Genomic DNA, 13,653 nt, shown 5'->3' on the forward strand with positions numbered 1-13,653 from the left:
CCACCTAGGAGATGACCCGAGATGCAGACTCTGGCGAACTGGGACGGCGGCCCCGGCCCGTGGATCCTGTTCTTCCCGCTGATCTGGGCGGCCGTCGTGATCGCCGTCGTGACGGTCCTGCGCCGCACCGTGGGACGCGGGCGCCGCGGACCGTGGCGCGCCATGGGCGACTTCGGCCCGCTCCGGGACTCCCGCCCGACGGGCGACTCGCCGATCGCGCTGCTCGGCCGCCGCTTCGCCACCGGCGAGATCGACGAGGACGAGTACTGGCGCCGGCTCTCCGTCCTGGACGAGCAGTTCGGCCGCCCGGGCAAGGGAGAAGCGGCATGACGACCGCCACCACGACGCGTCATGCCGCGGGTGTCACCGACGCCGTCAAGGTGTACGGCAGCGGCGACACCGCCGTCAGGGCCCTGGACGGGGTGAGCGTCGGGTTCCCGGCCGGACGCTTCACCGCGATCATGGGCCCCTCGGGCTCCGGCAAGTCCACCCTGATGCACTGCGCGGCGGGCCTGGACACGCTCACCTCGGGCGCCGCGTTCATCGGCGACACCCCACTGAGCACGCTGGACGACCGCCGCCTCACCCTGCTGCGCCGCGACCGTGTCGGCTTCGTCTTCCAGGCGTTCAACCTGATCCCGACGCTGACCGTCGCCGAGAACATCACGCTGCCCCTGGACCTCGCAGGGACGAAGGGCTCCCGCGAGTGGATCGACGCGCTCGTCGACGTCGTCGGCCTGCGCGACCGGCTCCACCACCGCCCCGCCGAACTCTCCGGCGGACAGCAGCAACGCGTCGCCGTGGCCCGCGCGTTCGCCGGCCGTCCCGACGTCGTCTTCGCCGACGAACCCACCGGCAACCTCGACTCCCGCTCCGGCGAAGAGGTCCTGAACCTCCTCGGGCGCGCGGTGCACCGGATGGACCGTACCGTCGTCATGGTCACCCATGACCCGGTGGCGGCCGCCCACGCCGACGAGGTCGTCTTCCTCGCCGACGGACGCCTTGTGGACCGGATGGAGTCCCCGACGGCCGACAAGGTCCTCGACCGGATGAAGGCGTTCGACGGTAAAGGCGCGCGGTCGTGAACGCCTCCGTGCGCCTGAGCGTGTCCTCCCTGCGCGCCCACAAACGCCGCTTCGCCGGTACGTTCCTTGCGGTGCTCCTCGGTGTCGCCTTCCTGGCCGGAACGCTGGTCATGGGCGACACACTGCGGGCGAGCTTCAGCGCGTTGTTCGGCGACGCCACGAAGGGCACCGACGCCGTCGTCCGCAGCGCCGACGCCATCACGACGCCCGGTGAGAGCCAGGGTGTGCGCCAACCGGTCGACACCGCCCTGGTGCGGACCGTCGAGCGGGTTCCCGGCGTCGCGGCCGCCGCCCCCGACATCCAGGGCGCGGGCCAGCTCGTCGGCAGCGACGGCAAGCCCGTCGGCGGCCAGGGCCCGCCCACCCTCGCCGGCAACTGGATCACCGACCCGAAGCTCAACCCGTACCAACTCGCCGCGGGCCACGCCCCGTCGAAGTCCGGCGAGGTCGTCGTCAACCGGGGCGCCGCGAAGAAGGGCGGCCTGAAGATCGGCGACACGACCACCCTGCGCACCCCCGATCCCGTCAAGGTGACGATCGTGGGTCTCGCGACCTTCGGCGGCGAGGACGGCATGGCGCAGGTGACGTTCACCGGGATGACGCAGGCCGACGCCGAGAAGTACCTCACCGCGAAGCCCGGCGAGGCGGCGAACATCCGGGTGCGGGCCGGCCCCGGGGTCGGTCAGACCGAACTCGTCGCGGACCTGACTCCCGTCCTGCCCAAGGGAGTCGAGGCGATCACCGGCCAGGAGTCGGCGCGGGAGAACACCGACATGATCTCCAGCCAGTTCCTGAACATCTTCACCACCTTCCTGCTCGTCTTCTCCGGCATCGCGCTGCTGGTCGCGACCTTCTCCATCCACAACACCTTCGCGATCGTCGTCGCCCAACGCACCCGCGAGAACGCCCTGTTGCGCGCCCTGGGCGCCTCCCGCCGCCAGGTCACCGCCTCGTCCCTGGTCGAGGCGAGCGTGGTCGCGGTGACCGCGTCGGCCGTCGGTCTCGCGGGCGGCATCGGGATCGCTGCCGGGCTGCAGGCGCTGTTCCCGGCCATCGGGTTTCCCTTCCCCCAGGGCGACTTGGTGATCAGCGGCCTGTCCATGCTGCTGCCGCTCGCGGTCGGCATCGTGGTCTGCCTCGGCTCCGCGCTGCTGCCCGCCGTGCGAGCCGGACGCACCGCGCCGCTGGCCGCCCTGCGCGAGACGGCCGTCGACCGGTCCGGAGCCTCACGGGGGCGGGCGATCACGGGTGCGGCGCTGGCCGTACTGGCGGTGGGCGCCACCCTGACCGGCGTACTGGTGAGCCGGTCGCTGTGGCTCGCGGGCCTCGGTGCCGTTCTCGCCCTCGCCGCCTTCGTGGTCCTCGGGCCCGTGGCGTCGTCGGCCGCCGTACGAGCCCTCGGCGCCCCCCTCGACACGCTGCGCGGTGTCACCGGCGGCCTGGCCCGGCGCAACGCGCTGCGCAACCCGAAGCGGACCGCCGCCACCGCGAGCGCGCTGATGATCGGCGTCGCCGTCGTCTCGCTGTTCACGGTCTTCGGCGCCTCGCTGAAGGCCACCATGGACCAGACGGTCTCCCGGTCCTTCGCGGGTGACGTCGCCGTCAGCACTCCGTCCTTCGGCGCGGGCGGCAGCGGGCTCAGCCCCAAGCTGGCTCCCGCGATCGCGCGGCAGCCGGCCGTCGAGTACGCGGTCGGCCTCGGCCGCGGGGTCGCCCAAGTCGACGGCAAGGGGCGGGCGCTGACCGTCACCGACCCGGTCGCACTCGGCAAGGTGTTCGATCTCGGTGACGTACGCGGCTCCCTCGACCACCTGGGCACCGACGGCATCGCGCTCACCCGGAAGGAGGCCGACGCACAGCACCTCACGACCGGTGACACCGCCCGGCTCACCTTCACCGACGGCGAACGGGAGAACTTCACGGTCCGCGCGGTCTACGGCCGCTCCGAACTCGCCGGCGACTACGTCATCACCCGCGCCGCCTGGGCCCCGCACCGCACCCAGGACTCCGACTCGCTCGTCGCCGTCACCTTCAAGAGCGGTGTCAGTGCGGCCGACGGCAAGGCGGCGGTCGAGAAGGTCGCCGCGCAGTACGGCAGTCCCGAGGTGCAGACCCGCGACGAGTACGCGCAGTCCTCGGCCGGCGGCATCGACATGATGCTGACCCTGGTCTACGCGCTGCTCGCACTCGCGGTGCTCATCGCCCTGCTCGGCATCGCCAACACGCTCACCCTCGCGATCCACGAGCGCACCCGTGAACTCGGTCTGCTGCGGGCGGTCGGGCAGACCCGGGCGCAACTGCGCGCCATGGTCCGCTGGGAGTCGGTCCTCGTCGCCGCCTTCGGAACGGCGGGTGGACTCGCCCTCGGTGCCTTCCTGGGCTGGGTGCTCGTCGAGGCCTCCGACGGCGCGTCGGACAGCGCCTTCGCCTTCGCGATCCCGCCCGTGCGGCTCGTCGTGGTGGCGCTCGTGGGCCTCGCGGCGGGAGCCCTCGCGGGACTGCGCCCGGCCCGGCGGGCAGCACGACTGGACGTGCTGCGCGCCATCGCCACCGAATGACGTACGAGACGGGGGTCACCGCCCGGTCAGCCGGCAACGGCGGACCGGGCGGGAGCGTGTTCGGGCCGGCGTTCGTCGAGGGGGGCGAGCGGGTCGACGGCGTGTCGGCGCGTGGTCTCGCGAGTCGGTTCGTACGGCGCGAGCACGGGCTCCGCCACCGCGGGCGAGGTCGTCGGCAGGGTGAACCACACGACCTTGCCCGACTCGCCGTCCGGACGCACGCCCCAGCTCTCGCTCACCGCGGCGATCATCGCGAGACCGCGTCCGCAGGTGGCCGTGGGGTCCACGTCCTGTACCTCGGGCAGGCGGGGGTCGTGGTCGTGCACCGAGACCGTGAGCCGGTCGAGCAGCAGCTCGATCTCCACGGTGCACACCTTGTCCGGCTGGGCGTGCCGGTGGACGTTGGTCAGCAGCTCGGTCACTCCGAGCGCGGCCCGGTCTATCAAGGGGTCCTGATGCCAGTAGCGCAACTGCGCAGAAAGGATTCTGCGGACCTGGCCGATCCGCGACGGCAGGGCTTGGAGCTCCACCGTGCAATGCCTGCTTGGCTGGCTGATCACGGCTGCGACTCCCCGAATTGAGGTCCGGAAGAAGACGGAGATCGGATCCAGCAGAGTGGCTGAGTGGAACGGCCGCCTGCTGTGGTGACCGGCGGGCTGCTTCGTAGCGTTATCGCCGGTAAACCCAGAGTGATGATGTGAGAACAGCGTGACTCAGGGGGTGCGGTCCTGCAACTCGCGGTGCGGTCCACTCCGACCCGAGCCGTCGCGGGGCGGGGGTCTTGCCTGAGCGGCGGCGTCCGGCGGCCCGGGGTTCATCGTTCACCGCCGCGGGCCGTGGGCGGATCGCTGACGCGCCGGCCGTCACCGACCGCGAGCGCGGGTCGCCGTGTCGAGGGCGCCGATCCGGGATCGGGTTCCTCTCGGCCGCGGCCGACCGAGGCCCCCGGCACCGCCCCTGGCGGGACGCGCCCCGGAGTCTCCACCTCGGACCACGCCCGGCCACAAGCCGGCCAGGGCTTGGTCACCGACCGCCGTCGACTGCGAGCGGGTGGCTCCCACGCCAGGTCCCACGCCAGGTCCCACGTCGGATTTCGCCGGAGGTGAGTTCGGGGTGTGCCTTCGGTTCTCGTCGACGGAGGGGGCGCGAGCGTGGGGCTCCCGGTCCGGGGATCGCCGGCTGCGAGCCCAGGCCTTGCCGGACGGCTGTGGTCGGCTGTGGTGCGGGCGTTCGTGCCGGACGTCGACGGTGGGACGTCCGAGGCTTGCCCGGCCGCCGTCGCCGGTTGCGGGCCGGATCTGCTCGGGCAGGCGACCGGGGGGTGCGGACCCGGGTCCCGCGCGCCGACCGCCGCGGGCCGCGAGCGTCGCTGGTCGCGCGCTCGGGGGTGCCCTGCGGGCGGCCGTTGGCCGGGGGCCGAAGGCCTGCGCGTAGGGCATCGCCGGTCGCGAGTCGTGGGTGCCTGTGTCGGCCCTTGCCGGTGGCGAACCGAAGGCTCCCGTGTCGGTTGCCGCGCGGCCGACTCAGCCGTTGCGCCCCGCCGCCCTGCGAACCGCCTCTATGAACCGGCGCGCGGAGGGCGGCCCCGGCTTGCCCGGCGCGGGGTCGTGCTCGCCGAGCGTGAGTGAATAGCGGGTGCCGTTGACGTCGGCCAACGCGCGGTCCTCGGGCGCGAACCACGGCTTCGACGCCCGCACCGCCTGCACCGGCGCACTGTCTATCTCGCTGCCGTAACTCGTCAGCAACTCCAGCCTGCCGTCGCTGATCCGGACCTGTCCGGCCCGGGTGAGCGACCGCAGCCTCTTCCCGATCCGCACGCCCGTGGCCGTGAACTCCGGCTCCGCCATGATGCTCCGCCCCCTTGTGCGCGTCGGCTGTGCTCTGTCCCGCGTCGCTGCGTTCCGCGCCCCGGCCCCGGATCCCGCGCGGGTCGTGCTCCGGTGTGCGCGACCGCTCCGGGGTGTCATCCCGCGCGGCGCGGTCGGACGCGGACCGCGTCCCCTGCGGTGCAGTCTGCCCGCAGGCAGCGGCGAGCACCAGTGCGCACGACGAGGTGACGGCGGGGACGGGAGCACTCGCCCGGGTGCGCCCCCGTCGCTTCGGACACCCCTGCTCCAGGGGTGCCTTTGAGGTGCTCAAAGGAGTGTTTATGCAGGTGAGAAGCGTGCGCAAGGTGTTTATGATCGAGGCGTCCGACCATCTGAACCGGCGTCGGCGCGATGCGTAAGGAGCCCCGCCGTGAGCACCCCTCAGCAGATCCGGACCGGCGAAACCCTCGACGTCGACCACAGCGACGCGCGATACCGGACCTGGCTCAAAGAAGCCGTCCGCAAGGTCCAGGCCGACGCGAACCGCTCGGCGGACACCCACCTGCTGCGCTTCCCGCTGCCCGAGGCGTGGGGTATCGATCTCTACCTCAAGGACGAGTCGACCCACCCCACCGGCAGCCTCAAGCACCGCCTCGCCCGCTCACTCTTCCTGTACGGGCTCTGCAATGGCTGGATCCGGCCGGGCCGACCGGTGATCGAGGCGTCCAGCGGCTCGACCGCGGTCTCCGAGGCGTACTTCGCGAAGCTGATCGGCGTGCCCTTCATCGCGGTCATGCCGCGCACCACCAGCGCCGAGAAGTGCCGTCTGATCGAGTTCCACGGCGGGCAGTGCCACTTCGTGGACGACTCCCGCAGGATGTACGAGGAGTCCGCCGCCCTCGCGGTCGAGACCGGCGGCCACTACATGGACCAGTTCACCTACGCGGAACGGGCCACGGACTGGCGCGGCAACAACAACATCGCCGAATCCATCTTCCGCCAGCTGGAGTTGGAGCGTTTCCCGGAGCCCGCGTGGATCGTCGCCACGGCCGGCACCGGCGGCACCTCGGCGACCCTCGCGCGCTACGTCCACTACATGCAGGCCGACACCCGCATCTGCGTCGCCGACCCGGAGAACTCGTGTTTCTTCGAGGGCTGGACCACCGGCGATCCGGACGTCACCTGCGACTGCGGCTCACGTATCGAGGGCATCGGCAGGCCCCGTATGGAGCCGAGCTTCGTGCCGGGCGCGATCGACCGGATGATGAAGGTGCCGGACGCCGCGAGCGTGGCGGCCGTACGGGCACTGGAACAGGCCATCGGCCGCAAGGCGGGCGGCTCGACCGGCACCGGGCTGTGGAGCGCGCTGAAGATCGTCGCCGAGATGGTGACCGAGGGGCGCAAGGGGAGCGTGGTGACGCTGCTCTGCGACCCGGGGGACCGCTATCTCGACAAGTACTACTCGGACGCGTGGCTGGCCGAACAGGGGCTGGACATCGCGCCCTACACCGCGGCGATCGCGGCCCTGCTCCAGACGGGCGTCTGGCCGGACTGACCGTTGGGACGCGGCTCACGGGGCGCGTCCACGGGCGGATCTCGCCGCCGAGCGTGTGTCGACGTCAGCCCTCGGTCCAGCGCCGTCACGCGTGTGTCGACGTCAGCCGTCGGTCCAGCGCCGTCACCGCCTGGCGGAACGCGCGGCCAAGCCCCGCCCGGCCCAGCTTCAGGGCCAGCCGGAACGGGGCCGCGCCGTCGGCGGCGAAGGTCCACTGGACGCGGGTGCCCTTCCCGGCCGGAGTCAGCCGCCACTCCTCGAGCAGGGCCCGGGGTCCGGGCGCGTTCGTGACGTCCACCCGGTACGCGTACACCTCGGGGGCCTCGGCCACGAGGACCGTCTCCTGGAAGCGCGTACCGCCCCGGAGCCGGACCTCCCGCCCGGCGCCGTCCCCGGTCGGCCGGGCGAGTGTCACCGCCGAGAACCACTCGCTCCAGCCGGGCACGTCCTCGGCCAGCGCGCGGAAGACCACCTCGGGAGGGGCCGCCACCTCGCGGGCGAACACCAGACGCAGGGGAGCGGTCTCGGCGAAGTCGAGTTCCACCGGGCGCAGACGGCGTGCCATGGACGAAACCCCCACCTGGGATCGGAGCCGCGGGCAGCGTCACCCTAGCTGGCGGACCGTCAGATGTCTGTACCGTCCTCGGGCTCTCCGGCCACCACCAGGCGCCGCAGATGCTCGGAGACCTCCGCCCGTGCCTCGGCCGGCAGCCCGGCGTCGGTGACCAGCGTGTCGACCTGGTCCAGCGCGGCGAACGAACTCAGCCCCACCGTGCCCCACTTGGTGTGGTCGGCGACCACGACGACCCGCCGTGCGGACTGCACCAGCCGCCGGTTGGTCTCGGCCTCCGCCAGGTTCGGCGTCGACAGGCCCGCCTCGACCGATATCCCGTGCACCCCGAGGAACAGCACGTCGAAGTGGAGCGCCGCGATGGCCTGGTCGGCCACGGGACCGACCAGCGAGTCGGACGGGGTGCGCACCCCGCCCGTCAGCACGACCGTGGCCGCGCCCTGCCGCTGGCCGGAGAGGCGCTGCGCCGAGTGGAAGACATCGGCGACCCGCACCGAGTTGGTGACCACGGTCAGGTCCGCCACGTCAAGGAGCTGATGGGCCAGCGCGTACGTCGTCGTACCGCCCGAGAGCGCGATCGCCGTGCCCGGCGCGACCAACTCGGCGGCGGCCCGCGCGATGTCCTCCTTGGCGGTCAGTTCCAGACCCGACTTGGCCTCGAAACCCGGCTCGTGCGTACTCGCCTCGACCAGCGGCACCGCGCCGCCGTGCACCTTCTCCACCACGCCCTGGCGGGCGAGCGCGTCGAGGTCACGACGGACCGTCATGTCGGAGACGCCGAGCTTGCGGGTCAGCTCGTTCACCCGGACGCCGCCCCGGCGCCGTACCTCGTCGAGAATCAGGGCGCGACGCTGCTCCGCGAGAAGGTTCTGATTCTCACTCACGTCCGCTCCGATCCTCGCGCCACAAGCTGCCCGCCACTCCGTCCGAACCCACTCCCACGTGGACATTCTCCTTGTCCTAGGCCTGGAGGACGACCCATCCTCGCACGGGCCACCGACACGTGCGCCACTCCCCGCAAGGACACCGCGTCCCGCCCGTCGCGTCACTGTCACACGTATCGGGGAGATTCCGTGACCACAGGTGCGCGCGCACCCCTGAACGGAGATCCTTGTGCCTGCACATGACACATGCCAGACGCGCGCACGGGGGAAGTGCAGAAAAGTGGAACGTGCACGGGAACACGCCTCGGCGGGAGAGCTCAGCGGCCCCGCACAGCGGCCCGAAGCGGCCGATACCGCCCTCGAACTCCTGGTCCACGGAGTCGGCGGCACCACGCCCGAGGAGATGCTCGACGATCCGCGGACGGTCCGGATCAGCGGCGACGACACCGCGGCCGTGTACCGGCGCGTCGACGACGCCGACGCGGAGCGGCGCCCCGACGACTACCGGGGCAAACCGGTCCCCGAGGCCTATGTGTGGTGCAACCTCACCTCCGGCAACGGCACCCGGGCCCTGTGGCTGTTGCTGCTGCCCTTCATGGTCGTCAACCTCGCGCACTGGATGCGTCCCGCCACCCGCGGCCGCACCCGGACGGTCCGCCTGTACGGCCTGCTCGTCCGGCTCGCCGGGCTCACCCTCACCGTGCGGCTGGTCGCCGCGGCCTGCGAGGTCGCCCTCGACCTGACCGCCTGGCAGTGCGCGGGCACCCGCGCGTGCGCCGAGGCGCACTCCTGGCTGGACTTCCTCTCCCCGGACCTGTCCGACAACGGCTGGTGGAGCCGGCCCGGCCGCCGCCTGGCCCTGGCGGGCCTGGTGCCCGCGGGTCTCACCTGCCTGCTCTGGTACCTCTCGCACCGCACCTGGAGCGCGTACGAGTCCCAGCAGCCCGTGTCCCGCAGGCCCGAGCCCGCCGAGGAGACCGGTCGCACCGGGCTCGGCAGGCCCGGCTTCTGGTACGGGCGCCGTCTGGTGGCCCGGCTGCGCGCCGCGCACACCGCGGCGGGACTCCTCACCGTGACCGCCGCCGTCGGCGGCCCCGCGGCCCGCTTCGACCGGGAGACCGGGGGACCCGCCGTGCTCGGGTTCCTCGGCCTGCTGCTGTACGCGTCGCTCGTCGTGGGCGCCGTCGTGGTGCTGTGGGTGGTCTGCCGGCGCGGGCGCAGCGAACACCGGCTGGACCAGGAACTGGACGCCACCCTGGTGCGTCTGCTGCCCCTGGGCTCGATCGTCCTGTTCGCCCTGACCCTGCTGTACGCCGGATGGTCACGGCCCGGCTGGCACTCGACGGGGCGGCTGCCGGGCGACGCGACCTTCGGAGGCCTCGCCCTCGCCCAGGGGGTGCTCGTCATCGCGCTCGGCGTGGTGGCCCGCGTTCTGTACCGCACCCGGCCCGACCCGCGCACCGCCCTGCGTGGTCTGGCCGGACCCGCCGTCGCGATGCTGGCCTGCGCCCTGGGCGGCGTGATGTCCGGCGGAGTCGCCCAGCGCGTCGCCGACTGGCTGGACGGCACGCGCGGCTCGCTGCCCGGCCCGCCCGTCCTGCTGACCTGGCAGGCGTCCGTGATCCCGCCGACGCTCCTCGTGCTCCTCGGCCTGTGCGGCCGACTGGCCCTGCGCACCTGGCGGCTGCGCGGTCTCGAGGCGCGCGAGGTGGAACTCGACTACCGGGGCGAGGCCAAGGACACCACCCGCACCGGCCGTATCGCGAGCACACGCGCGATGGCCGCCCTCACCGACCGGGCGCCCCTCATGGTCGGCGTGATCTCGTTCGTGACCCTGCTCCTCGGCGCCGGAGCCCTCGTGGGCGTGCTGGCCACCGGTGACGCCCCGGCGGAGGCCGCGCGAGGGTCGTACGCCTTAGTCCGAGGCGCCGCCGAAACCGCGCAGGCGCTCGGGTCCTGGCTGATCGGCCTCGGCTTCATACTTCTCGTCACCTCGGGGCGGCGCGCCTACAAGGACCCGGCGGCCCGCCGCACCATCGGCATCCTCTGGGACGTCGGCACCTTCTGGCCGCGCGCCGCCCACCCCTTCGCGCCGCCCTGCTACGCCGAGCGTGCCGTGCCCGACCTGACGTGGCGCATGGTCACCTGGACCCGCGCCACCGGCGGGCGCCTGGTGCTCTCCGGGCACTCCCAGGGCAGTGTGCTGGCCGCCGCCGCGGCCTGGCAGCTGAAACCCTCCGTACGCAGGCGGGTCGCGCTGCTCACCTACGGCTCACCCCTGGAACGGCTCTACGGGCGCTGGTTCCCGGCCCACTTCGGCCCGGCCGCCCTCACCTCCCTGCACCGGGAGGTCGACTGCTGGCGCAACCTGTACCGCCTCACCGACCCCATCGGCGGCCCCGTACGGCTGCCCGGCGACTGCGGCCCCCAGGTCGACCGCGCGCCCCTGAAGGACCCGCTCGCCTACGGACGCACCCAGGAGCATCCGCTGCCCGCGCCGATCCTCGGACACGGGGACTACCAGGCGGACCCGGCCTTCGCCGAGGAACGCGAACGGCTGCTGGCGCGGCTGCGGCCGGAGGCGGTGCCGGGCCCCCGCCCCGACGGCGACTCCACGACCTGAGGGCGACGGCCCGTCCACGGGCGGGGCTCAGGGCAGCTCCGGCAGGTCCTCCGGGTAGAGCAGCGTGAGGTCGTCCGTGCTCGGCTCCTCGAGCTGGGCGACCCGCCCCGCGTGCCGCTCGACCATCGCCTCGAAGGTCTGCCGCGCGGTGCGGCCGTTGCCGAACGCCGGGCCCTTGGGGATGGCCGTGAAGTACTTCAGCAGCGCCTCGGGCGCGCCGGGCGCCAGGCTGTACTCGTGCTCCTCGGCCTGCTGCTCCACGATCCGCAGCAGTTCCTCGGGGATGTAGTCGCTGAAGGTGATGGTCCGTGAGAAGCGGGACGCCACACCGGGGTTGACGGTGAGGAAGCGCTCCATCTCGGCCGTGTAGCCCGCGACGATCACGACGACCGCGTCCCGGTGGTCCTCCATCAGCTTCACGAGCGTGTCGATGGCCTCACGGCCGAAGTCGCGGCCAGAGTCCTCCGGCGACAGCGCGTACGCCTCGTCGATGAACAGGACACCGCCGCGCGCCCGGTCGAACGCCTCCTGGGTACGGATCGCGGTGGAGCCGATGTGCTCGCCCACCAGGTCGACGCGGGACACCTCGACCAGGTGCCCCTGCTCCAGGACCCCGAGCGAGGCCAGGATCTCCCCGTACAGCCGGGCGACCGTCGTCTTGCCGGTGCCGGGGGAGCCGGTGAAGACCAGGTGGCGGCGGGCGGAGGCCGCCTTGAGGCCCGCCTGCTGTCTGCGACGGCCCACCTCGATCATGTCGGTGAGGGCGCGCACCTCGCGTTTGACGCTCTCCAGGCCCACCAGCCCGTCGAGTTCACCGAGGACGACCTTCGATGTACGCGCCGGCTGCGCGGGCTCGGGCTCCGAGGCGGTGACGAGCGGTTCCTGCTCGGTGGCGCGCTGGCCCGGGATCGCGCCGAGCAGGCCCGTGGACGGGTTGGACGTCTGGACGGCCGTCTCGTGCGCCGGGGGGCGCACTCCGGCGCTCTCGTCGCTCGTGCAGTCCTCGACGACCGGGCCGCCGCCCGGGGTGTTGCCGCCGTCGGCGAACTCGTAACCCCCGCGTGCACAGCGCTCCGTACGGCACTTCTTCAGCGTCGCCCGACAGCCGTCGATGACATGGAAGCCGTAGCCCCCGCTGCCCGTCACCCGGCAGTTGTGGAAGCTGCCGCGGCCACCCGCCGACACGTAGAAACCGGCCTCCGCGGGGGACTCGACCGTGCAGCGCTCGATGGTGGGGTCGGCGCCCTTGGTGACGATCACGCCGGTCTGGGTGCCGTCCACGGTGCAGCCGGACAGGGTGCCGCCGCTTCCGTGGTCACGGAACCAGGCGCCCGTCGCGGCGTCGCGGATGCGGCAGTCGTCGAGCTGCGCGGTCGCGCCGTCGCTCACCGAGACGGCGGTGTTGCGCACTTGGGAGAGGTCGCTGTCGACGACGTCCACGCGTGAACCGCGGTCGAGGACGAACAGGGCGTCGGGCACGTCGTGCACCCGGCAGGACTCGAGCACCGCGGTCGCGCCGTCGCTGACCCACACCGCGGGGTAGTCACCCGTGCTGTCGAAGATCTCGCACTGGTTGGCGTCCACGCGTGTGCCCGGGTCCCAGACCGACAGGCCGTTGCGCCCGAACTGCCGGACGGTGGTGCGGGTCAGGGTGAGGACCGAGCGGGAACGCAGGTCCACCGCGTTCTCGGGGATGTCGTGGATGCGGCAGTCGGCGAGCGTGAGTACGGCGTCCGTGTCCAGCGTGACGCCGTCCGACGTCGTGCGGTGCACATCGCAGTCGGTGAGATGGGCCGCGGCGCGCGCGGTGATCTGTACACCGGAGCCCTTGACCTCGTACACCTCGCAGCCGACCGCCTCCAGCGAGGAGTTCTCGCCGGTCACCGACAGGCCCGCGCCGGAGGCGTGGTGCACCCGGCAGCGCTCCAGACGGGGATGCGCGCCACCGCGGACCACGATGCCGGACTGTCCGGCCGCGACGACCTCGCACTCCTCGAACACGCCACCGCCGCCGTCGAGTACGGCGATGCCGATGCCCGCCGGATTGTCGACCGTGCAGCGCCGCACGGTCGGACGGGCGCCGCCGCGCACCTCGATGCCGGCCGCGGAGCGCGTGACGATCCGCATGTCGAGAAGCTCCGGGGTGCCCTCCTCGACGAGCAGCGCGGGCGCCGCCGAGTCCTGGCCCTCCACGTGCAGGTCCTGGACCACGGCTGAGGCGCGCACGGTCAGCGGCACTCCGTCCACCGGCGCGATGCGCACGGAGCCGGGGGAGCCCTCGGGACCGCGCAGCGTCACCGCGCGCTGGACCACGAGATTCTCCCGGTAGGTGCCGGGTGCGACGGTGAGCACGTCCCCGTCGGCCGCGGCCTCCAGGGCGGCGGCCAGCGATGCGTACTCTCCTGTGCGGCGCCGCCACCGCGAGGTGCCGGTGTGCGTCACCTGGACCGTGCCCTGTGCCATGGCGCTGTCGTGCCCCCACCTCGTCGTACGCGGGTCCTGCGAGGCCGTGCTGAAACCCCGTCGCGATCAAGAACAGCTTCTCACGACGGCGCCGAACGATTCGGTC

General features: G+C 72.7%; 10 protein-coding genes. 5 read left to right on the plus strand and 5 right to left on the minus strand.

The genetic code is table 11. From position 1 onward, the window contains the following. The first annotated feature begins 21 nt into the window (after positions 1–21). From ACFZDJ_RS39150 to ACFZDJ_RS39160, 3 genes are read left to right on the plus strand one after another with little or no spacing between them, the layout of a single operon-like run. A complete protein-coding gene (locus tag ACFZDJ_RS39150) occupies positions 22–330 on the plus strand; it encodes an SHOCT domain-containing protein (protein ID WP_168506292.1) in 309 nt (102 codons plus the stop codon). Then, on the plus strand, positions 327–1,085 hold the full coding sequence (locus ACFZDJ_RS39155; protein ID WP_390931584.1) for an ATP-binding cassette domain-containing protein: 759 nt from the start codon (positions 327–329) through the stop codon (positions 1,083–1,085). Before ACFZDJ_RS39150 ends, ACFZDJ_RS39155 begins: the two co-directional genes overlap by 4 nt. Beyond that, positions 1,082–3,643, plus strand: a complete 2,562-nt coding sequence (locus tag ACFZDJ_RS39160; protein ID WP_391066237.1) for an FtsX-like permease family protein — start codon at positions 1,082–1,084, stop codon at positions 3,641–3,643. Before ACFZDJ_RS39155 ends, ACFZDJ_RS39160 begins: the two co-directional genes overlap by 4 nt. Before the next feature lie 26 nt (positions 3,644–3,669). Here ACFZDJ_RS39160 and ACFZDJ_RS39165 read toward each other — a convergent pair whose 3' ends face one another. Continuing rightward, on the minus strand, positions 3,670–4,203 hold the full coding sequence (locus tag ACFZDJ_RS39165) for an ATP-binding protein (RefSeq protein ID WP_391066240.1): 534 nt from the start codon (positions 4,201–4,203) through the stop codon (positions 3,670–3,672). 963 nt (positions 4,204–5,166) lie between these two features. Next, positions 5,167–5,490 carry a hypothetical protein gene (locus tag ACFZDJ_RS39170; RefSeq protein ID WP_054228734.1) on the minus strand — a complete coding sequence of 108 codons (324 nt, stop codon included), beginning with the start codon at positions 5,488–5,490 and terminating at the stop codon, positions 5,167–5,169. A gap of 391 nt (positions 5,491–5,881) precedes the next feature. On the opposite strand from ACFZDJ_RS39170, the gene ACFZDJ_RS39175 reads away from it, so the two are divergent. Beyond that, the gene (locus ACFZDJ_RS39175; RefSeq protein WP_095856234.1) at positions 5,882–7,006 is read left to right on the plus strand and encodes a PLP-dependent cysteine synthase family protein; all 1,125 of its coding nucleotides are present in this window, start codon (positions 5,882–5,884) and stop codon (positions 7,004–7,006) included. Positions 7,007–7,091: 85 nt separating this feature from the next. Here ACFZDJ_RS39175 and ACFZDJ_RS39180 read toward each other — a convergent pair whose 3' ends face one another. Next, positions 7,092–7,571, minus strand: coding sequence for an SRPBCC family protein (locus ACFZDJ_RS39180; protein ID WP_384913437.1), 480 nt, complete (start codon positions 7,569–7,571; stop codon positions 7,092–7,094). Between the two features lie 59 nt (positions 7,572–7,630). Beyond that, the gene (locus ACFZDJ_RS39185; RefSeq protein ID WP_384913434.1) at positions 7,631–8,461 is read right to left on the minus strand and encodes a DeoR/GlpR family DNA-binding transcription regulator; all 831 of its coding nucleotides are present in this window, start codon (positions 8,459–8,461) and stop codon (positions 7,631–7,633) included. A gap of 280 nt (positions 8,462–8,741) precedes the next feature. Between ACFZDJ_RS39185 and ACFZDJ_RS39190 the strand changes: the two genes are divergently transcribed. Continuing rightward, a complete protein-coding gene (locus ACFZDJ_RS39190) occupies positions 8,742–11,084 on the plus strand; it encodes a hypothetical protein (protein WP_391066243.1) in 2,343 nt (780 codons plus the stop codon). Between the two features lie 27 nt (positions 11,085–11,111). Here the strand turns inward: ACFZDJ_RS39190 and ACFZDJ_RS39195 are convergent, their stop codons facing one another. Then, complete coding sequence (locus ACFZDJ_RS39195) at positions 11,112–13,547, minus strand: right-handed parallel beta-helix repeat-containing protein (RefSeq protein WP_391066246.1); 2,436 nt, start codon at positions 13,545–13,547, stop codon at positions 11,112–11,114. Between the last annotated feature and the right edge of the window lie 106 nt (positions 13,548–13,653).

It is taken from the genome of Streptomyces sp. NPDC007896, from assembly GCF_042959425.1.
Classification (GTDB): Bacteria; Actinomycetota; Actinomycetes; order Streptomycetales; family Streptomycetaceae; genus Streptomyces.

What these genes read in the sequence shown, in the direction of transcription:
- ACFZDJ_RS39180 (WP_384913437.1), bottom strand. Translation starts at nt 7,571, where the DNA reads ATGGCACGCCGTCTGCGCCCGGTGGAACTCGACTTCGCCGAGACCGCT.
- ACFZDJ_RS39155 (WP_390931584.1), top strand. Translation starts at nt 327, where the DNA reads ATGACGACCGCCACCACGACGCGTCATGCCGCGGGTGTCACCGACGCC.
- ACFZDJ_RS39150 (WP_168506292.1), top strand. Translation starts at nt 22, where the DNA reads ATGCAGACTCTGGCGAACTGGGACGGCGGCCCCGGCCCGTGGATCCTG.
- ACFZDJ_RS39170 (WP_054228734.1), bottom strand. Translation starts at nt 5,490, where the DNA reads ATGGCGGAGCCGGAGTTCACGGCCACGGGCGTGCGGATCGGGAAGAGG.
- ACFZDJ_RS39195 (WP_391066246.1), bottom strand. Translation starts at nt 13,547, where the DNA reads ATGGCACAGGGCACGGTCCAGGTGACGCACACCGGCACCTCGCGGTGG.